This is a genomic window from Herbaspirillum sp., from assembly GCF_017744395.1.
Taxonomy (GTDB): Bacteria; Pseudomonadota; Gammaproteobacteria; order Burkholderiales; family Burkholderiaceae_D; genus Herbaspirillum.
Window position 1 is genome coordinate 54,769 of record NZ_JAGIBI010000012.1, and the last position, 18,374, is coordinate 73,142.

14 protein-coding genes are annotated in these 18,374 nt (G+C 64.4%); 3 read left to right on the plus strand and 11 right to left on the minus strand.

Annotated elements, in window-relative coordinates; genetic code table 11:
* Nucleotides 1-733 precede the first annotated feature (733 nt).
* The 9 genes from kdpC to J7548_RS19980 all read right to left on the minus strand — a co-directional run bounded on the left by kdpC (nt 734) and on the right by J7548_RS19980 (nt 13,142).
* Nucleotides 734-1,336 (minus strand): potassium-transporting ATPase subunit KdpC, encoded by a 603-nt coding sequence (gene kdpC / locus J7548_RS19940; protein WP_290978060.1) that lies wholly within the window; start codon nt 1,334-1,336, stop codon nt 734-736.
* A 27-nt stretch (nt 1,337-1,363) separates the two neighbouring features.
* Nucleotides 1,364-3,466: a potassium-transporting ATPase subunit KdpB gene (kdpB, locus tag J7548_RS19945; protein WP_290978117.1), complete on the minus strand. Its 2,103-nt coding sequence runs from the start codon at nt 3,464-3,466 to the stop codon at nt 1,364-1,366.
* Between the two features lie 99 nt (nt 3,467-3,565).
* Nucleotides 3,566-5,347, minus strand: a complete 1,782-nt coding sequence (kdpA, locus tag J7548_RS19950; protein WP_290978062.1) for a potassium-transporting ATPase subunit KdpA — start codon at nt 5,345-5,347, stop codon at nt 3,566-3,568.
* Between the two features lies 1 nt (nt 5,348).
* A complete protein-coding gene (kdpF, locus tag J7548_RS19955; protein ID WP_290978064.1) occupies nt 5,349-5,438 on the minus strand; it encodes a K(+)-transporting ATPase subunit F in 90 nt (29 codons plus the stop codon).
* A gap of 313 nt (nt 5,439-5,751) precedes the next feature.
* Nucleotides 5,752-7,851 carry a diguanylate cyclase gene (locus tag J7548_RS19960; RefSeq protein WP_290978066.1) on the minus strand — a complete coding sequence of 700 codons (2,100 nt, stop codon included), beginning with the start codon at nt 7,849-7,851 and terminating at the stop codon, nt 5,752-5,754.
* Between the two features lie 1,207 nt (nt 7,852-9,058).
* Nucleotides 9,059-10,069 carry an LLM class flavin-dependent oxidoreductase gene (locus J7548_RS19965; RefSeq protein ID WP_290978068.1) on the minus strand — a complete coding sequence of 337 codons (1,011 nt, stop codon included), beginning with the start codon at nt 10,067-10,069 and terminating at the stop codon, nt 9,059-9,061.
* Nucleotides 10,070-10,143: 74 nt separating this feature from the next.
* Nucleotides 10,144-11,172 carry an NADP-dependent oxidoreductase gene (locus tag J7548_RS19970; protein ID WP_290978070.1) on the minus strand — a complete coding sequence of 343 codons (1,029 nt, stop codon included), beginning with the start codon at nt 11,170-11,172 and terminating at the stop codon, nt 10,144-10,146.
* Between the two features lie 53 nt (nt 11,173-11,225).
* Nucleotides 11,226-11,825 (minus strand): TetR/AcrR family transcriptional regulator, encoded by a 600-nt coding sequence (locus tag J7548_RS19975; RefSeq protein WP_290978072.1) that lies wholly within the window; start codon nt 11,823-11,825, stop codon nt 11,226-11,228.
* Nucleotides 11,826-11,894: 69 nt separating this feature from the next.
* Complete coding sequence (locus J7548_RS19980; RefSeq protein ID WP_290978074.1) at nt 11,895-13,142, minus strand: MFS transporter; 1,248 nt, start codon at nt 13,140-13,142, stop codon at nt 11,895-11,897.
* Between the two features lie 101 nt (nt 13,143-13,243).
* On the opposite strand from J7548_RS19980, the gene J7548_RS19985 reads away from it, so the two are divergent.
* A complete protein-coding gene (locus J7548_RS19985) occupies nt 13,244-14,212 on the plus strand; it encodes a GlxA family transcriptional regulator (RefSeq protein WP_290978076.1) in 969 nt (322 codons plus the stop codon).
* A 2-nt stretch (nt 14,213-14,214) separates the two neighbouring features.
* Here the strand turns inward: J7548_RS19985 and J7548_RS19990 are convergent, their stop codons facing one another.
* Nucleotides 14,215-15,372 carry a metallophosphoesterase gene (locus tag J7548_RS19990; protein WP_290978078.1) on the minus strand — a complete coding sequence of 386 codons (1,158 nt, stop codon included), beginning with the start codon at nt 15,370-15,372 and terminating at the stop codon, nt 14,215-14,217.
* Nucleotides 15,373-15,715: 343 nt separating this feature from the next.
* Here J7548_RS19990 and J7548_RS19995 point away from each other — a divergent pair, with 343 nt between their 5' ends.
* Complete coding sequence (locus J7548_RS19995) at nt 15,716-16,258, plus strand: hypothetical protein (RefSeq protein ID WP_290978080.1); 543 nt, start codon at nt 15,716-15,718, stop codon at nt 16,256-16,258.
* Nucleotides 16,259-16,337: 79 nt separating this feature from the next.
* On the opposite strand, the gene ppk2 is transcribed toward J7548_RS19995, so the two are convergent.
* The gene (gene ppk2, locus J7548_RS20000; RefSeq protein WP_290978082.1) at nt 16,338-17,249 is read right to left on the minus strand and encodes a polyphosphate kinase 2; all 912 of its coding nucleotides are present in this window, start codon (nt 17,247-17,249) and stop codon (nt 16,338-16,340) included.
* A gap of 173 nt (nt 17,250-17,422) precedes the next feature.
* Here ppk2 and J7548_RS20005 point away from each other — a divergent pair, with 173 nt between their 5' ends.
* Nucleotides 17,423-18,370, plus strand: coding sequence for a LysR substrate-binding domain-containing protein (locus J7548_RS20005; RefSeq protein WP_290978084.1), 948 nt, complete (start codon nt 17,423-17,425; stop codon nt 18,368-18,370).
* Nucleotides 18,371-18,374 lie beyond the last annotated feature (4 nt).

Genomic DNA, 18,374 nt, shown 5'->3' on the forward strand with positions numbered 1-18,374 from the left:
TGGTCTTGCTGCGTTCTGATGCTCTGGCTTTATTACTTGGTCTCTCCGGTCGAAAGGGAGCGCCGGGGGCGGCCCGGCAGCCGCTCACTTTCTTTGGCCCGCCAAAGAAAGTAAGCAAAGAAAACGGCCCCTAAGTGCCAGCCCTCCTGCGGAGGGTGCCCGTTGGAGCGCCATGAAAAATGGATCAGCGCGGCAGTCGGAGCGAAGCGACTCTGCCGAGCCCATTTTTCATGGCGCTCCAACGGCTGGCCCACAAGGGGAAATGCTTAAATGCCTCGCCTGCGGCATCGGGATTGGGATCGTGGTTCGCTATCTACTGTGGATTTGCCGGCGTCTTAACGACACTGGGTCCTGACTTTCGTCAGGACGACGCGTAGATGCGATAGCGATACACCGCACCGATGCCGCAGGCGAGAAGCAAGCACCGCAATGCCGAAGGCGAGCCGTCTCCGCAGTCCGCTTCTGACCAGCCGCTGGAGCGAGGGGAAAAATGGATCAGAAAGGACGCCGGAGCGCAGCGACTTGCGGCCTTTCCCATTTTTCCCCTCGCTCCAGCGGGTACCCCGAAGGGGCTGGGCAGTAGCGGTCGCCTTCTTTTGCTTACTTTTCTTGGCGAGACAAGAAAAGTGAGCGGCTGCCGGGCCGCCCCCGGCGCTCACCTTCGACCGAAGAAAGATAAGCATAGAGCCAGTACACCGACACGCAGCAAGACCAGACTACCCAAAAACCCAAACTACTTAGCAGCCAAAGGCAAAGGCGCCACCTCATCCAAAGCCAAATTCAACTTCAACACATTAACCCGAGCCTCCCCTAAAAACCCCCACTGCGGCGCCTCGGTATAAGTCCCAACCAACCCACGAACCAGCTCAACCCCAATCCCCCGAGCTCGAGCCACCCTCCCCACCTGATAATCCGCAGCCGCCGGACTGATATGCGGATCCAGCCCGCTACCGGAAGCCGTCAACAAATCGATAGGAACAGCCGGCCCGCCGCCAGCCTCGCGCAACACCTTGACCCGCTCCTCGGCAGCCTGCTTGAGCGCCGGATTGGTCGGCCCCAGATTGCTGCCGCCGGAAGCCATGCCGTTATTGGGAAACTCGCCGCTAGCCGACGGCCGCCCCCAAAAATACCCGGCCCCGGAGAAATTCTCGCCGATCAGCTCAGAGCCAACCGCCACCCCGCCGCGCTCGATGATGCTGCCATTGGCCTGGCGCGGAAAGAAAGCCTGCGCCAGCCCGGTAACGACCGCCGGGTAAATGCCGCCGAGCACCACGCCCAACAGGATGAACAAGGTCAGCGCGGGACGCAGCGCATTATTCGAAAAAGGTGATTTCATGATGTTTCCTTGAGAAGTCAGGATGGCTCAAACCAAGCCAAAGGCAGCCAGCAGCATGTCGATCAACTTGATGCCGACAAACGGCACCAGCAACCCGCCCACGCCATAAATCAGCAGATTGCGCCGCAGCAGCACCGCCGCGCCCAGCGCGCGGTAAGGCACGCCGCGCAGCGCCAGCGGAATCAGCGCGACGATCACCAGCGCATTGAAGATCACCGCCGACATGATGGCCGAGTCGGGGCTGGCCAGATGCATCACGTTCAACGCGCCCAATTGCGGATAGGTCGCAACGAACATGGCCGGAATGATGGCGAAATACTTGGCCACATCGTTGGCGATGCTGAAGGTGGTCAGGCTGCCGCGCGTCATCAGCATCTGCTTGCCGATCTCAACGATCTCGATCAGCTTGGTCGGGTTGCTGTCGAGGTCGACCATGTTGCCGGCTTCCTTGGCGGCCTGGGTGCCGCTGTTCATGGCCACCGCCACATCGGCCTGGGCCAGCGCCGGGGCGTCGTTGGTGCCGTCGCCGGTCATCGCCACCAGCTTGCCTTCGGCCTGGTGCTGGCGGATCAGCGCCAGCTTCTGCTCCGGCGTGGCTTCAGCCAGGAAGTCGTCGACGCCAGCCTCGGCGGCGATGGCGGCGGCGGTCAGGCGGTTGTCGCCGGTGATCATCACGGTCTTGATGCCCATGCGGCGCAGCTCGCTGAAGCGCTCCTTGATGCCGCCCTTGACGATGTCCTTCAGTTCCACCGTGCCGAGGATGCGGATCGGCGCGCCGTTATGGACCGCTTCGGCATCGCTATGCCACTCCGCCACCACCAGCGGCGTGCCGCCGCGGCGGGCGATCGCTTCGATATCGGTTTCGACCTGGTTCGGCAGGCGCTGGTCGGCTTGCCGCGCCAGCTTGCGGATGGCGTCGGCCGCGCCCTTGCGAATGCGGCGCGCGCCGAGGTCGATGCCGGAGACGCGGGTCTGGGCCGAGAACGGGATGAATTGCGCGCCCATGCCCGCCATTTCGCGTTCGCGCAGGTTGAAGCGGTTCTTGGCCAGCACCACGATGCTGCGGCCTTCCGGCGTCTCGTCGGCCAGCGATGCCAGTTGCGCGACATCGGCCAGCTCGCGCTCGGACACGCCCGGCGCCGGCAGGAAGGCGGCGGCCTGGCGGTTGCCCAGCGTGATGGTGCCGGTCTTGTCCAGCAGCAGCACGTCGACGTCGCCGGCGGCTTCCACCGCGCGGCCGGAGGTGGCGATCACGTTGGCCTGCATCATGCGGCTCATGCCGGCCACGCCGATGGCCGACAGCAGGCCGCCGATGGTGGTCGGGATCAGGCAGACCAGCAGCGCGATCAGGGCGGTGACCGTGACCGGCGCGCCAGCGCCGGCAGCCGTAACCGAGAATTGCGAGAACGGCAGCAGGGTCACCGTCACCAGCAGGAACACGATGGTCAGCGCCACCAGCAGCAGCGTGAGCGCGAGTTCGTTGGGCGTCTTCTGGCGGCGCGCGCCTTCGACCATGGCGATCATGCGGTCGAGGAAGGCTTCGCCCGGGTTGACCGAGACGCGCACGACGATCCAGTCCGACAACACCCGGGTACCGCCGGTCACGGCCGAGAAGTCGCCGCCGGATTCGCGGATCACCGGGGCTGATTCGCCGGTGATGGCGCTCTCGTCCACGGTGGCGACGCCTTCGATGACGTCGCCGTCGGCCGGCACGGTGTCGCCGGCTTCGATCAGCACCAGGTCGCCTTTGCGCAAGGAGCCGCCCTCCACCACTTCACACTGGTCATGGCTGACGCCGGCGCCGCGCACCAGCTCGGCGCGGCGCAGCTTCTTGGCCAGCACGCTTTTCTTGACGCCGCGCAGCGCCGCCGCCTGGGCCTTGCTGCGGCCCTCGGCCAGCGCTTCGGCGAAGTTGGCGAACAGCACCGTGAACCACAGCCAGGCGGCGATGGCGAAGATGAAGCCGGCCGGCGCCTCGCCCTTGGACACCAGCGCCTGGATGAACAGCAGCGTGGTCAGGATGCTGCCGAGGTAGACCACGAACATCACCGGGTTGCGCCACTGCACGCGCGGCGACAGCTTGCGGAAAGAGTCGACCAGTGCCGGCTTGACGATCCTGGGATCGAACATCCAGCGCGCGGTCTGCGCGGCGGACGGTATCGCATCCGATGCCGCAGCGGCGCCGGACGGAGTATGGGAGGAAGGAGTAGTCATATCAGTATCCATTTTTTACATCGCCATCATTTGCAGATGCTCGACCACCGGACCCAGCGCCAGCGCCGGGACATAGGTCAGCGCACCGACCAGGATCACCGCGCCGATCAGCAGGGCCACAAACAGCGGGCCGTGCGTGGGCAAGGTGCCGGAAGTCGCGGCCAGCCGCTTCTTGCCGGCCAGCGAGCCGGCCATCGCCAGTACCGGGACGATGATCCCGAAGCGGCCCAGCCACATGGCGATGCCGGTGGTGATGTTGTAGTACGGCGTGTTGGCAGAAAGCCCGGCGAAGGCGCTGCCGTTGTTGTTGGCGGCCGAACTGAAGGCGTACAGGATTTCGGAGAAGCCGTGCGCGCCGGGGTTGGCGATGCCGGCCAGGCCGCTCTCCACCATCACCGAGACGGCGGTGAAGATCAGCACCAGCGCCGGCGTCATCAAGATGGCGATCGACATCATCTTCATGTCGAACACGCCGATCTTCTTGCCCAGGTATTCCGGCGTGCGGCCGATCATCAGGCCGGCGATGAACACCGCCAGCACGGCGAAGATCAGCATGCCGTACAGGCCGGCGCCGACGCCGCCGTAGACCACCTCGCCCAGCTGCATCTGCAGCATCGGCACCAGCCCGCCCAGCGGCGAGAGCGAATCATGCATGGCATTGACCGCGCCGCAGGAAGCGGCCGTGGTGATGGCGGCGAACAGGCTGGAAGCGATGATGCCGAAGCGGGTTTCCTTGCCTTCCATCATGCCGGGGCCGGAGGCGTGCAGCGACGCCAGCATGGGGTTGGGCTGCGATTCGAAATACATGATCGTCAGCGTCATCGCCGCGAACAGGATGGTCATCGCCGCCAGGATGGCCCAGCCCTGGCGGCGGTCGCCGACCAATACGCCGAAGCTGGTACACAGCGCGGCGGGGATGATCAGGATCGCCAGCATCTCCAGGAAGTTGGACAATGGGGTCGGGTTCTCGTACGGGTGTGCCGAATTGGCGTTGAAGAAGCCGCCGCCGTTGGTGCCCAGCATCTTGATCGCTTCCTGCGAGGCGACCGGCCCCATCGGCAGGATCTGCTTATCGGTGCTCTTGGCCTCGACCACCGGCTCGCCCTTGGCATCCTTCATCGGCTGGCCCGCGGCGTCCAGCTTGGGCGTCGTGTAGTGGGTCGTTTCCAGCGTCTTCACTTCCTGGTAGGGCTTGAAGTTCTGGATGCTGCCCTGCTGCACCAGCGCCAGCGCCAGGACCACCGACAGCGGCAGCAGCACGTACAGCGAGGAGCGCAGCATGTCGACCCAGAAGTTGCCGATGCTCTTGCTGCTGTGGCGGGCGAAGCCACGGATCAGCGCGAAGGCGATGGCGATGCCGGTGGCGGCCGAGACGAAGTTCTGCACCGCCAGCGCCACCATCTGCGTCAGGTAGCTCATGGTGGACTCGCCCACGTAGCCTTGCCAGTTGGTGTTGGCGACGAAACTGATTGCGGTGTTGAACGAGGAATCGACGCCGACGTTGCCCAGTGCCTGCGGGTTCAGCGGCAGCCATTGCTGCACGCGCTGCAGGGCGTAGACGAACAGCAGGCCGAGCAGGTTGAACAGCACCGCGGCGATGGCGTATTGCTTCCAGTCCATCTCGGCATCGCGCTGGATGCCGCACAGGCGGCACAGCACGCGCTCCACGCCGCCGAAGATACGGTTGATTGCCGATTTCCCTTCCATCACGTGCGCGATGTAGCCGCCCAGCGGTACCGACAGCACCAGCAGGATGGCGAGATAGAGGGCTAGTTGGAGATAGGCGTTGCCGTCCATGTCAGAACTCCTCCGGCTTGATCAGGGCGTACACCAGGTACGCCAGCAGGCCGACCGAAACGGCCAGGCCGAGCAAGGTCATGGCGTTCATTTCTTGTCGCCCTCCTGCCGTTCGAGGCGGCTGCACAGGGCGATGAAGCCCCACATCGAGGCGCCGCACAAGAGCAGCATGCCTACATAGAGAAAATCGGTTTGCCACATTTCCCACTCCATTGTTTGCGTTGTTCGATCCGTTCCGCATGCGGAATCGGAGACAGTCCAACGATAGGCGGATGGGCGTTAAATCCTGGTAAAACTATGGGGATGGGGTGTAAACAGGATGTAAACAGGCGCCGGCAGCCGGCCTGGGGAAAACCGGAGCGGCACTGGATTGGCGAGATGAAGGGAAATGCGGAAAGGCGGGATCAGACGTCGGTGATCTTGGCCACATGCACCCGGTCCTTGCCCAGGCGCTTGGCGGCGTACATCGCCTTGTCGGCCATGGCCAGCAGTTCTTCCGGCCCGGTCTCGCCATCCTCGTCGGGGAGGTAGACGGCCACGCCGATGCTGCTGGAGACATTGATGCGCGAATGCGTCAGCTCGAACGGTTCGCGTATGGCATTGAGGATCTTTTCGGCCACGTTGACCGCATCCTGCTGGGTCTGCAACTTTTCCAGGATCACCACGAACTCGTCGCCGGCCAGCCGCGACACGGTGTCGACGTCGCGCACCGAATCCTGCAGGCGCCGGGTGAACTGGACCAGCAGCTCATCGCCGGCCTCGTGGCCGTAACGGTCGTTGACGCCCTTGAAGCCGTCGATGTCCATGAAGAACAGCGCCATCGGCTCATGCGCACGGCGCGCGCGCATCATCGCTTCGGGCAGGCGGTCGGAGAAGGCGCGGCGGTTGGGCAGGCCGGTCAGCATGTCGGTCAGCGCCAGCTCGCGCATCTGGTCGCGGAAGGCCAGCCGTTCGGTGATGTCGTGCAGGAAGGCGATGAACAGGTGCCCGCTGTGGCGCTTGACGTGGCCGACCGTGATCTCGACCGGCAGTTCGTGGCCGTCATGGTGCAGGGCCTGCAGTTCGATACGGTTGTTGATGACCACGCTGGCGCCGGTTTCGAGGAATTCCTTCATGCCCCGGTAGTGGGCCTCGCGCATGTCCTGCGGGATGATCAGCTCGGCCATCTTGCGGCCCACCGCCTCGGTGCGCATCCAGCCCAGCAGCAGTTCGGCCTGGCGGTTCCATTCGACGATCACGCCCTGCTCGTCGGCGGCGATGAAAGCATCCTGGGCGTTCTCCAGGATCGCGCGCAGTTCGTCGGCGGTTTCTTCCAGCTTGATCTGGTTGGCGTGCTGCACGTCCAGCGACTGCTGCAGCGCCATGGCGGTTTCATGCAGGCGGCTGGTGCGCTCGGCGACCCGCTGTTCCAGGCTTTCGTTGAGCGAACGCATTTCGCGCAGGTAGGTTTCTTCCCGCTCCACCATGTTGACCAAGCTCGCCGACAGCAACTGCACTTCGCGGTAGCTGTTGACCAGCGGGATAGGCACGTCCTGCGCCCCGGCGCCGCGCAGCTCCAGCGCCGCGCTCAAGGCATTGACCGGTCCCACCAGGCGGCGCGTGAGCGCATAGGCCAGGATCACCAGCACCGCGCCGATTAGCGCGCCGACCATGATCACCCGACGCTCCAGGCTATGGAAGGCTTCCAGCGCGATATGCTCGGGCTGGCGCACGATCACGCTCCAGTTGGGCATCATGCTGCTGCCCTGGCCGGTGCGCGAAAAGCCGGTGATGTAGCGGCGGCCGTCAGGCCATGCTTCCAGCACGACGCCGCCGTCCTGCGATTTTTGCGAAGCGGTGAAGCTGGCGGTGGCGATCTTCCGTTCTTCGAGTTCCTTGGGACCGAGTATCACGGTGCCGTCGGCGCGCACGACCATGACTTCGACGCCATACCGGTCGCCGGCCGGATTGATCAGCTTGGTCGCGATCTCGCGCGCCCAGGTCCAGGAGAGATGGATGCCGACCACGCCGATAAAGCGCCCCTGCACGTCCTGCACCGGCGCGGAGAGATCGACGAAGCGCCAGGGTTCCGGCTGCTGCGGCAGCTTCGGCTCCAGCAGGATGGCGGGATGGTAATCGCCGGAATAGAAATGGCTCCGGCCTTCCTTGAACCATGGGCGCTCAGCCACGCTCTGGCCTTCAAGCACACCGTTGGTCGCCGCCAATACCGTGCCGTCGGGAGCGGCCATGCCGATCCAGGCGTAGTTGGGAACATTGGCCTGCAAGTCGTTGAAGACGTCGCGCATATGCGGCACATCCTTGCCGGCACGGACGGACGGTCGCGCCACCAGGATGCGCAAATCGATCTGGCGCTCGGCCATGCTGCGCTCCAGCGCCTCCTGCATCTGCCAGGCGATCTGCTTGAGGCGAGTCTCCGCTTCCGAGCGCGCGTAGCCCCGGGTGAACTGATCCACCAGGATCAGCACCGACACGGTCGTGATCAGCACGGTAACGACCACCCCCATCGTGATCAGCGATGACAGATTCGGAGGAGATGGGACTTTTTTGTTATTCAATTGGGACAAATTGCGGCGATACGGGCAAGTGCATGACGGTTCCCCCCTGAGAGCCGCGCTCGTTGTTTACATGGCATCTTGCCAGAACGTTCACATTTTTTCATCGGCTTTAATCAAAAGTACGACAAATATTTTTCCGGGGGGAAAGCGGTGTGGGCGAGTATATCCATCAATACGAGCACGGTGGAAACGGATGCGGGCAACATGCCGGAGATAGGCGCGAAATCTCAAACAATGGGAAATTCTGTGAGGAGGGGGCGGTGCAAAAAGACAACGAACGCGGGATGGAGGGGGGGGGGCTGCCGTCAGTTGGGGATGGGATGGTGGTGCGCCGATGTTTTCTTGGCGTTGAAGTTGGAGTTGAAGCAAGGCAACATCTCTGGATTGCTTGGGTTGTTCTGGGCAGTCTGGTCTTGCTGCGTGCAGATGTACTGGCTCTATGCTTTTCTTTCTCCGGTCGAAGCGGAGCGCCGGGGGCGGCCCGGCAGCCGCTCACTTTCTTTGGCCCGCCAAAGAAAGTAAGCAAAGAAAACGGCCCCTAAGTGCCAGCCCCTTCGGGGTACCCGTTGGAGTGCGCTGAAAAATGGGAAAGGCCGCAAGTCGCTTCGCTCCGGCGTCCTTTCTGATCCATTTTTCAGCGCACTCCAACGGCTGGCCCACAAGGGGAAATGCTTAAATGCCTCGCCTTCGGCATCGGGATTGGGACCGTGGTTCGCTATCTTCTGCGGCTTTGCTAACGTCTTAACGACACTGGGTCCTGACTTTCGTCAGGATGACGCGTAGATGCGATAGCGATCAAAAACACCGAAGCCGCAGGCGAGATGCAAGCACCGCAAGGCCGAAGGCGAGCCGTCTCCGCAGTCCGCTTCTGACCAGCCGCTGGAATGAGGGGAAAAATGGATCAGAAAGGACGCCGGAGCGCAGCGACTTGCGGCCTTTCCCATTTTTCCCCTCATTCCAGCGGGAACCCCGAAGGGGCTGGTTAGTAGCCTTGTTGGAGCAGTGCTCCAACCCTTCTTTTGCTTACTTTTCTTGGCGAGACAAGAAAAGTGAGCGGCTGCCGGGCCGCCCCCGGCGCTCCCTCCCGACCGAAGAAAGATAAGTATAGAGCCAGTACATCTGCACGCAGCAAGACCAGACTACCTATACCACCACATTAAACAACAGCACTACGCTCCAACTGATCCCGAACCTCAGCCACAATCTCAAACGAATACAACCGCGCTGCATGATCATAAATCTGCGCAGTAATCATCAACTCATCCGGCGCCATCTCGTCAATAAAGTTCTGCAACCCCTCACGCACGGACTCCCGATCCCCCACCACGGCACAAGCCAGCGACCGCTCCACATGCGTCTGCTCCCCCGGCTGCCAGTAATCGGCGATATCGTCCACCGGCGGATTCAACTGTCCCGGCGTCCCCCGGATCAGGTTGATGAACTGCTGCTGCAGCGAACTGAACAGGCGCACCGCCTCGCGGTCGGTATCGGCGGCGAACACGTTCAGGCCCAGCATCACATACGGCTTTTGCAGAGCGGCTGACGGCTTGAAGCGGGCCCGGTAGATCTCCACCGCCGACTTCATGAAGCCCGGCGCGAAATGCGAGGCGAAGGCGAACGGCAGGCCCATCTCAGCCGCCAGTTGGGCACTGAACATGCTTGACCCCAGCAGCCAGATCGGCACGTTCAGGCCGGCCCCCGGCACCGCCCGCAGCGGCTGGTAGTCGGATGGCCCGGCGAAATAATCCTGCAGCTCCTGCACGTCCTGCGGAAAATTCTCGGCAGTGTCGCCGCCCATGTGGCGGCGCAACGCGCGGGCGGTGCGCTGATCCGAGCCGGGCGCGCGCCCCAGGCCGAGATCGATGCGGCCGGGATAGAGCGACTCCAGCGTGCCGAACTGCTCGGCGATCACCAGCGGCGAATGGTTGGGCAGCATGATGCCGCCGGAGCCGACACGGATGCTTTGGGTATTGGCCGCCACATGCGAGATCACCAGTGAAGTCGCGGCGCTGGCGATGCCGGCCATGTTGTGGTGCTCGGCCAGCCAGTAGCGCCGGTAGCCGAGTTTTTCGGCCAGTTGCGCCAGTTCCTTGGTGTTGTTGAAGGCCTGGGCGGCGGTGCTGCCCTTGTTGATCGGGGACAGGTCTAGGACGGAAAACGGAATCATGGGGATGCGATCCTTGAAAGCGCGGCGGGATCGCCGCCGCGCCGGGTTGCCGGGCAGCGCGCCCGGATAGATTGTCAGTCCAGCTTGACCACCAGCTTGCCGAAGTTCTTGCCTTCCAGCAGGCCGATGAAGGCTTGCGGCGCGTTCTCCAGCCCCTGCACCACGTCCTCGCGGTAGCGCAGCCGGCCTTCCTTGAGCCAGCCGCCGACATCGTGGTGGAACGCCGCCAGCAGATCGGGGCGGTTGACGTAGTAGTCGAAAATGATGAAGCCGCGGATCTGGATGCGTTGCGTCAGCACGCGCCGCAGCAACGCGCTGGCATCGGCCTGGACCTGGCCGCCGTTGTAATGCGCGATCAGGCCGCACACCGGGACGCGGGCATGCACGTTCAGCAGCGGCACCACGGCATCGAACACGGCGCCGCCGACGTTCTCGAAATAGACATCGATGCCCTTGGGGCAGGCAGCGGCCAACTGCGCGGCGAAATCCGGCGAGCGGTGGTCGATGCAGGCGTCGAAGCCTAGTTCCTTGACCGCGTACTCGCACTTCTGCGCGCCGCCGGCCACGCCGACCACGCGGCAGCCCTTGATCTTGGCGATCTGTCCCACCAGCGAACCGACCGCGCCGGTGGCGGCGGCCACCACCACGGTTTCGCCGGGACGCGGCTGGCCGATGTCGATCAGTCCGGCGTAGGCGGTATAACCGGGCATGCCGAGCACGCCCAGCGCGTGCGAAGGATGGCTGAAGCCAGCCGGCAGCTTGGTCAGGCCGCTGCCGTCGGCGAGCGCGTATTCCTGCCAGCCGGTGTAGGCCATCACCAGGTCGCCCTCATGGAAATCGGTATGGCGCGATGCCACCACGCGCGAAACCGTACCTCCGGTCATCACCGCATCGATCTCGACCGGCGGCGCATAGGACGGCGCATCGCTCATCCGTCCGCGCATGTAGGGGTCGAGCGACAGCCACTCGGCGCGCAGCAGGACCTGCCCTTCCGCGGGCGCGGGGATGGCGGCTTCTTCGAGGCGGAAATTGGCGGCCGTGGGCGCGCCGGTGGGGCGCGAAGCGAGGACGATCCGGCGGTTGACGGTATGGTTGGCACTCATGGCGAGTCCTTTCTGGAATGACTGGGCTTGGAAGACAAGAGAAAACGGCGAAGCTACTGCGGCACAACCAGCACCCGGCGGGTGACGTGCATCGCGCTTTCCATCGGCGCGCGGTCGCGGCTGAGCTTGGACAGCAGGCTCGCCCCCAGCCAAAGCTGGTAGAGCATGGTGGCGGTGGCCTGCGGTTCCAGCACGGTATGCAGCGAACCGTCCGCGATGCCCTCGCCGATGCAATCGGCGATACGGTCGATGAAGCGCCCGGTGCCTTCATGCAGGGCCACGCGCATGTCGTCGGACAGGTCTGCCACTTCGGCGCTGAGCTTGACCACCAGGCAGCGCTGCTCGAACTCCTGGCAGCACTGGCTTTCCAGCCAATAGCCCCAGTAGGTCAGCAGGCGTTCGCGCGCGCTGGCGCCATAGGCGGCGTCTCCGAGCACTTTGCCCAGCAGTTCCAGGTAGCCTTCGACGTAGTGCTCGATGAGCTCGCGACCGTAGCGCTCCTTAGAGCCGAAGTAGTGATAGAAGGACCCCTTGGGAATATCGGCCGCCGCCAGGATCTCGGACAGGCCGACGCCGGAGAAGCCTTTTTGCGCGATGATCGCGCGCCCGGCCATGAGGATGTTCCGCTTGTTTTCGTCGTAATTTTCTCGCATGGCGGACATTCTAGCGAAAAATTAGACCGGTCGTCTAAGACCGGCCTTTTTCGGAAAAACACGCCTCCGTCATTGCTTTCCCGGCGCCGGGAATAACGGCCGTACCGCCAATGCCACCGCCGCCATCGCCAGCCAGACGGCGGCCCAACCCCGCCATTGCAGCAGCGCCGGCACCGCCTGCGCGCTCAGGAAGAACACCGTGAATACGCAGCTATTGCCCAGGCCCAGCGCGGTGCCGATCTGCGCCGGCCCGGCCTGCACCGCCAGTTCTGTATAGGCCACGCCGTGCCAGGCCGACACCGCGATACCGGCGACGGCAAGCGACAAGGCCAGCGGCGCCAGCCCGGCGCCGCATAAGGCCAGCATGCCCAGCAGCGCGAACAGACCGGCACTCAATAAGGCGCAGCCGCGCAGGAACCCGCGGCGATTGCCGCGACGATCGGTCCAGCGCCCGCTGGCGATGCGCGACACCGCGGCGCCGACTTGCACGGCCGTCATCACCGCGCTGATCAGCACCAGGCCGGCATGGCCGAAGTCGTGCAGGAAGATGCCGCCGAAACTGATCAGCGCCACTTGCGGCGCGCACAGCAAACCGGTGCCCAGCGCCAGACGCCAGACTGTGCCGTTGCGCAAGGCCGGCGTTGCGGTATGTTCCTGCCGGATGGCCTGCTGCGGCTGCGCCGATGGCGGCGGCTCGCGCAGCCACAGCAAGGTCAGCCAGACGCCGGCCAGGCATCCCGCGATCAGCGCGCCATAGACCGCGCCGAAGCCGGCATGGGCCGCCAGCGACGGCAGCAGCAAGGCGCCGATGCCGCCGCCCAGCGGCACCGCGGTCTGGCGGATGCTCATCGCCAGGCCGCGCTCGCCGTCGCGAAACCATCCCATGATCGCGCGCCCGCTCGATCCGTTGACGCTGCCGCCCAGCAAGCCGGCCAGCATCAGCCCGGCGCACAGCCAACGGTAAGTGTTGGCGCCCTGCCCCGGCAACCCGAACAGCACCAGCAGCCACAGCGCCGCCACCGTCCCCAGCAAACCCGCCAGTAGCACCTTGCGGTCGCCCAGGCGGTCGGTCAGCACGCCCCAGGGCAGCTCGCCCAGCGCCACACCCAGGCTCAGCAGGCCCAAGGCCAGGCCGAGCTGGGTATTGCTGAGCTGGTAATCCGTGCGCAACACCACCGAGGTCACCGGGATGCCGGAAAAGATGGCGGAAAAACTGGCATTGGCGGCCACGCCGGCGGCCAGGACCTTCCAGCGGTGGCGGGCGGCGTTGGGTGTGGTGATATGCGCTTGGGCGACGGTAGCGGCGGTGGGTTCCATGACAGGCTCCGGTGAAATCGACCTGCGCAGTGTGCGCTGCATATCTGCGTCCAAAATGTCATAATTCCGGCATTTCAAGCCATTCGCTTCCGGAGACGCCCATGCCCATCCGCGACACCGCCTTCCTGATCTTTGCCGATTGCAGCATGCTCGACTTCACCGGCCCGCTCTCGGCATTCGACGCCGCCAACCGGGTCGCGGGCAAGACGCTGTACCGCCTGTCGCTGCTGTCGGAGCCGGGCGGCCTGATCCGCAGTTCGGCCGGTGCCCTCATCCAGACCGAACGCATCGGTGATGCCAAATTCGACACGCTGCTGGTCGCCGGCGGCGGCGCGCCGCGCGAGGGGCTGGTGTCGGAAGCGTTGCGCAGCTACATCGTGCGCGCGGCCAAGCGCTCGCGCCGCATCGCCGGCGTCTGCACCGGCGCCTTCGTGCTGGCTGCCGCGGGCGTGCTGGACGGCAAGCGCGCCACCACCCACTGGCGCGTGGCCGCCAAGCTGCAGAAGATGCATCCGAAGGTGCTGGTGGACAGCGACAGGATTTATTCGCGCGATGGATCGGTATGGACTTCGGCCGGCATCTCAGCCGGCATCGACCTGGCGCTGGCCTTGATCGAGGACGACCATGGCGCCGAACTGGCGCGTGCGGTAGCGCGCGAACTGGTGGTCTACCATCGCCGCCCGGGCGGGCAATCGCAATTCTCGGCGCTGCAGGAAATGGACGGCGGCAGCGAGCGCATCCGCCGCGCATTGAGCTTCGCGCGCGAACATTTGCAGCAGGACTTGACGGTCGATGCGCTGGCCGAAGTGGCCTGCCTCTCGCGCCGCCAGTTCGACCGCGCCTTCACCGCCGAAACCGGCCAGACACCGGCCAAGGCGATCGAGCAGATGCGCGCGGAAGCGGCGCGCATCCGCATCGAGGAATCCTCCGACTCGCTGGAACAGATCGCCCGCGCCTCCGGCTTCGGCGACGCCGAGCGCATGCGGCGCGCCTGCATGCGGCTGTTCGGGCAGCCGCCGCAGACCTTGCGCCGGCTGGCGCGCGGGCATGAGGAACAGGCGGCGGCCTGAAATCAAGCCGCCGTCAGCGTCACCAGCGTGATCTCCGACGGCGCCAGCAGGCGCTTGGGCGGCCCCCAGTAGCCGGTGCCGCGGCTGACGTAGACCCATAGCTTGCGCAGGCGCTTCAAGCCCGCCACATAAGGCTGCTGCAGCGGCACGAAAAAATTCCAGGGAAAGAACTGGCCGCCGTGGGTGTGGCCCGACAGCTGCAGGTCGAAGCCGGCCTCGGCGGCGGCCGCCGCGCTGCGCGGCTGGTGCGCCAGCAGGATGCGCGGACTGCCAGCGGGCGCATTCTCGATGGCGGCATGCGGATCACTGCGGTGGGCCGGGTCGAACTGGTGGGCGGTGAAATCGGTCACGCCGGCCAGCACCAGCCCGGCGCCTTCATGGCGCAGCACCACGTGCTCGTTCATCAGCACGGTCAGCCCGAGGCGCCTGATCTCCGCTATCCATTCGTGCGCGTTCGAATAGTACTCATGGTTGCCGGTGACGAAGTAAGCGCCGTGGCGCGCCTTGAGCTGCGACAGCGGCGCGGTATGTGGCGCCAGCTGGCGCACGCTGCCGTCGACCAGGTCGCCGGTGATGGCCACCACGTCGGGATCGAGCGCGTTGACCTTGTCGACGATGGCCTGCAGGTAAGGACGCTTGATGGTGGGCCCGACGTGGATGTCGCTGATCTGCACGATGGTGAAGCCTTCCAGCTGCGACGGCAGGTTGGCGATCGGCACGCTGACCTTGACCACGGCCGCCGTGCGGCGCGCGTTGAGAAAACCGATCGCGGTCGCGGCGACGGTCAGTGCCAGCACCAGCCAGGCACTGGTCTCGCGCAACTCATGCAGATGGATCGCCGACAAGTCCGGCAACGGCGCCAGCGCCAATCCGACGGCGCGCAACAAGGTCAGCAGCAGCGCCGACGAGAATGCGCCCATGGCCAGCATGCCGGCCCAGGCCAGGCGGTCGGCGGAGGCTTCGGCCATGCCGCGCCGTTTCAGGATGGGCGCGAACAAGGCGGCCGGCATCAGCAGCAGCGACAGGGCCAGCACGGCGGCGCCGGCGGCAATCCAGCCGGCATCGGCGGTCAGCGCCGGCAATAGTTGCCAGCCTATCCACGCATGCAGGGCGGCGAGGATGCCGAGAAAGACGATGACTCCGAAATAGGTGCGGCGCATGGGGACTTTCTTGTTGTTGGGAGGATAAGCCGAAGCCCGGCCCCAGGCCGGCATGGCGAAAAATGCGATTAAATGCTTGCATCGAAATAGCGATATGGCGGCTTGATGGCGGGTTTTCAATCGCAGCCATCCAAATACCCGAAAATCCATATCGGACCTGGCTTTGCGGGCGATTTCCCGAACCCGCCGCGCAGAAAAAATCGACGATGAGCATGCAAGATGACGAACAGAGGAGGATAATATTGTCTCGATCCCCGCTTTTTTTATTTTGCGCGACCTTGCCGGCGATTGCCGCATGACCTCATCGGTACAAGGACGCGCATGGTTCATTGGAAGATTTATTTTGAGTTCAAGCAAAACCAAGCGCTGGCACGGCAACGTCGAGGCCATCAAGCCCGAGTTCCTCAACGGCGTCGTCGGGCAGATGACCGCCTATGGCGACCGTGTCCATTTCTCCATGTTCGGCTCGGTGCAAAAGCCGCACTACGAAGTCATCAACAGCTTCGACAAGAAGATGGCTTTCGACGGCAACCACCACCTGCATCGTCCCGATGACGAGGAATTCGGCGCGGGCAACGTCACCCCCATCTTCACGATGGACCAGATCAAGCGCATCATAGCCACCGGCGGCAGCGGCGTGCGCAGCAGCATCCCGCGCGCGGCACGCGCGGCCTCGGCCCGCAGCACCGGCACCGCCCGCCCGACGACTGCGGCGGCGCGCGCCCGCGAAGCCATCGACGGCGAGAAGTACGCCTACTTCAAGGCCAACCGCGACATGCTGCCGGAAGGGATCAACCAGTATTCGGACGACATCAGCGCGCTGATGCTCAAAGGCATGTCCGCCGAACAGGCGTTCGGGGAAATCATCGAGAAGCATTTCGGCTGATCCGTTTTTCAGCAGCCTCAGCAGCCACGAATGAAAATGGCCGGTGCGATGCACCGGCCATTTTTGTTTGCGCGCCGGCTCAGTAGTACTCCGGCACCATCATGCTATCCGGCACCGGGTGGCGCTCGTAGTCCTCGTGGCGCTCGCGTTCCGGCAGTATCACCGGCGGATGCGGCACTTCCTGGTACGGCATCTGCCGCAGTAGGTGCTCGATGCAATTCAGGCGCGCCTTTTTCTTGTCCACCGCCTGCACCACCCACCACGGCGCCTCGGGAATGTGGGTGCGCTCCAGCATCACTTCCTTGGCCTTGGTGTATTCCTCCCAGCGGCGGCGCGACTCCAGGTCCATCGGACTCAACTTCCACTGCTTCAGCGGGTCGTGGATGCGTGAAAGAAAGCGCAGGTGCTGTTCGTCGTCGGTAATGGAGAACCAGTACTTGATCACCTGGATGCCGGCGCGGGTGAGCATGCGCTCGAACTCAGGCACCGAGCGGAAGAATTCCTCGTACTGCTCGTCGCTGCAAAAGCCCATGACGCGCTCGACGCCGGCGCGGTTGTACCAGCTGCGGTCGAACAGCACCATCTCGCCGGCTGCCGGCAGGTGCGACACATAGCGTTGGAAATACCATTGGGTGCGTTCGCGGTCGTTGGGCGCCGGCAGCGCGGCCACGCGCGCCACGCGCGGATTCAGGCGCTGGGTGATGCGCTTGATCACGCCGCCCTTGCCGGCCGCGTCGCGGCCTTCGAACACGATCACCACCTTGTGTCCGGTCTTCACCACCCAGTCCTGCAGCTTGACCAGCTCGCCCTGCAGGCGGAACAGTTCGCGGAAATACAGGCGGCGGTACTCCTTCTCGGCGTCGCCGTGCGCGCTGGCAATCTCGCCGGTCACCGGATCGACGGTGCGGTCTTCGATCTCCAGCTCCATCTCTTCGTCATAGCTGTCGGCCAGTTCGCGGTGAATGCGCTTGACCAGTTCTTCGTTATCCATGAATTTCCCTTGAGCAAGATTGACGCGCCGGCGGGCATTCCCGCCCATCCAAAAGTGCGTGACAACATACATGCCCTTTGTGACCAAGCCGTGACAGCGCCCGCCAAAGCGGCGCGGAGCCTCCATTTCAAAAATACGCTATAGTCCTTGAAATCGGATTTGGCCCTATCAGCATGACACTCACAGAACTCAAATACATCGTGGCGGTCGCCCGCGAAAAGCACTTCGGCCACGCGGCGGAAGCCTGTTTCGTGGCCCAGCCCACGCTGTCGGTCGCCATCAAGAAACTGGAAGACGAACTGGGCGTGGTGATCTTCGAACGCGGCGGCACCGAAGTCTCGGTCACGCCGCTGGGCGCGCAGATCGTGGCGCAGGCCGAACGGGTGCTGGAGCAGACCGCGGCCATCAAGGAAATCGCCAACCAGAACAAGGACCCGCTGTCGGGCCCGCTGCGCCTGGGCATCATCTACACCATCGGCCCCTACCTGCTGCCCTCGCTGGTCAAGACCATGATCGAGACCGTGCCGCAGATGCCGCTGATCCTGCAGGAAAATTTCACCACTCGCCTGATCGAGCTGCTGCGCCAGGGCGAACTGGATGCGGCCATCATGGCCCTGCCCTTCCCCGACCACGGCCTGAACGTGCTGCCGCTGTACGACGAGGAGTTCATGGTGGCCCTGCCGCGCCACCACAAATGGGCCGACCGCAAGGAAATCGACGCGCGCGACCTCAAGAACGAAACCATGCTGTTGCTGGGCAACGGCCACTGCTTCCGCGACCAGGTGCTGGAAGTCTGCCCCGAGATGTCGCGCTTCTCGACCAACGGCGACGGCATCGCCCGCACCTTCGAGGGCTCGTCGCTGGAGACGATCCGCCATATGGTGTCGTCGGGCATCGGCATCACCGTATTGCCCAAGGCCTCGATCAGCGACCTCAACGCGCGCGACGGCATGGTGCGCTACGTCCCCTTCATCGCCCCGGCGCCGTCGCGCCGCGTGGTGATCGCCTGGCGCAAGAGCTTCACCCGCCAGGCGGCGATCGATGCCGTGCAGAAGGCGGTGTTCGCCTGCAACCTGAACGGCGTGGAAATGCTGCGCGAGCCGGAACTGGCCGAAAGCTGACCGC

Excerpts from the sequence above, each read along its gene's own strand:
- kdpA (WP_290978062.1), bottom strand. The coding sequence starts at position 5,347 with ATGGACGGCAACGCCTATCTCCAACTAGCCCTCTATCTCGCCATCCTG.
- kdpF (WP_290978064.1), bottom strand. The coding sequence starts at position 5,438 with ATGAACGCCATGACCTTGCTCGGCCTGGCCGTTTCGGTCGGCCTGCTG.
- J7548_RS19985 (WP_290978076.1), top strand. The coding sequence starts at position 13,244 with ATGCCCATCCGCGACACCGCCTTCCTGATCTTTGCCGATTGCAGCATG.
- J7548_RS20005 (WP_290978084.1), top strand. The coding sequence starts at position 17,423 with ATGACACTCACAGAACTCAAATACATCGTGGCGGTCGCCCGCGAAAAG.
- J7548_RS19970 (WP_290978070.1), bottom strand. The coding sequence starts at position 11,172 with ATGAGTGCCAACCATACCGTCAACCGCCGGATCGTCCTCGCTTCGCGC.
- J7548_RS19990 (WP_290978078.1), bottom strand. The coding sequence starts at position 15,372 with ATGCGCCGCACCTATTTCGGAGTCATCGTCTTTCTCGGCATCCTCGCC.
- J7548_RS19980 (WP_290978074.1), bottom strand. The coding sequence starts at position 13,142 with ATGGAACCCACCGCCGCTACCGTCGCCCAAGCGCATATCACCACACCC.
- ppk2 (WP_290978082.1), bottom strand. The coding sequence starts at position 17,249 with ATGGATAACGAAGAACTGGTCAAGCGCATTCACCGCGAACTGGCCGAC.
- J7548_RS19965 (WP_290978068.1), bottom strand. The coding sequence starts at position 10,069 with ATGATTCCGTTTTCCGTCCTAGACCTGTCCCCGATCAACAAGGGCAGC.
- kdpC (WP_290978060.1), bottom strand. The coding sequence starts at position 1,336 with ATGAAATCACCTTTTTCGAATAATGCGCTGCGTCCCGCGCTGACCTTG.
- J7548_RS19960 (WP_290978066.1), bottom strand. The coding sequence starts at position 7,851 with ATGGGGGTGGTCGTTACCGTGCTGATCACGACCGTGTCGGTGCTGATC.
- J7548_RS19975 (WP_290978072.1), bottom strand. The coding sequence starts at position 11,825 with ATGCGAGAAAATTACGACGAAAACAAGCGGAACATCCTCATGGCCGGG.
- kdpB (WP_290978117.1), bottom strand. The coding sequence starts at position 3,466 with ATGTTCGATCCCAGGATCGTCAAGCCGGCACTGGTCGACTCTTTCCGC.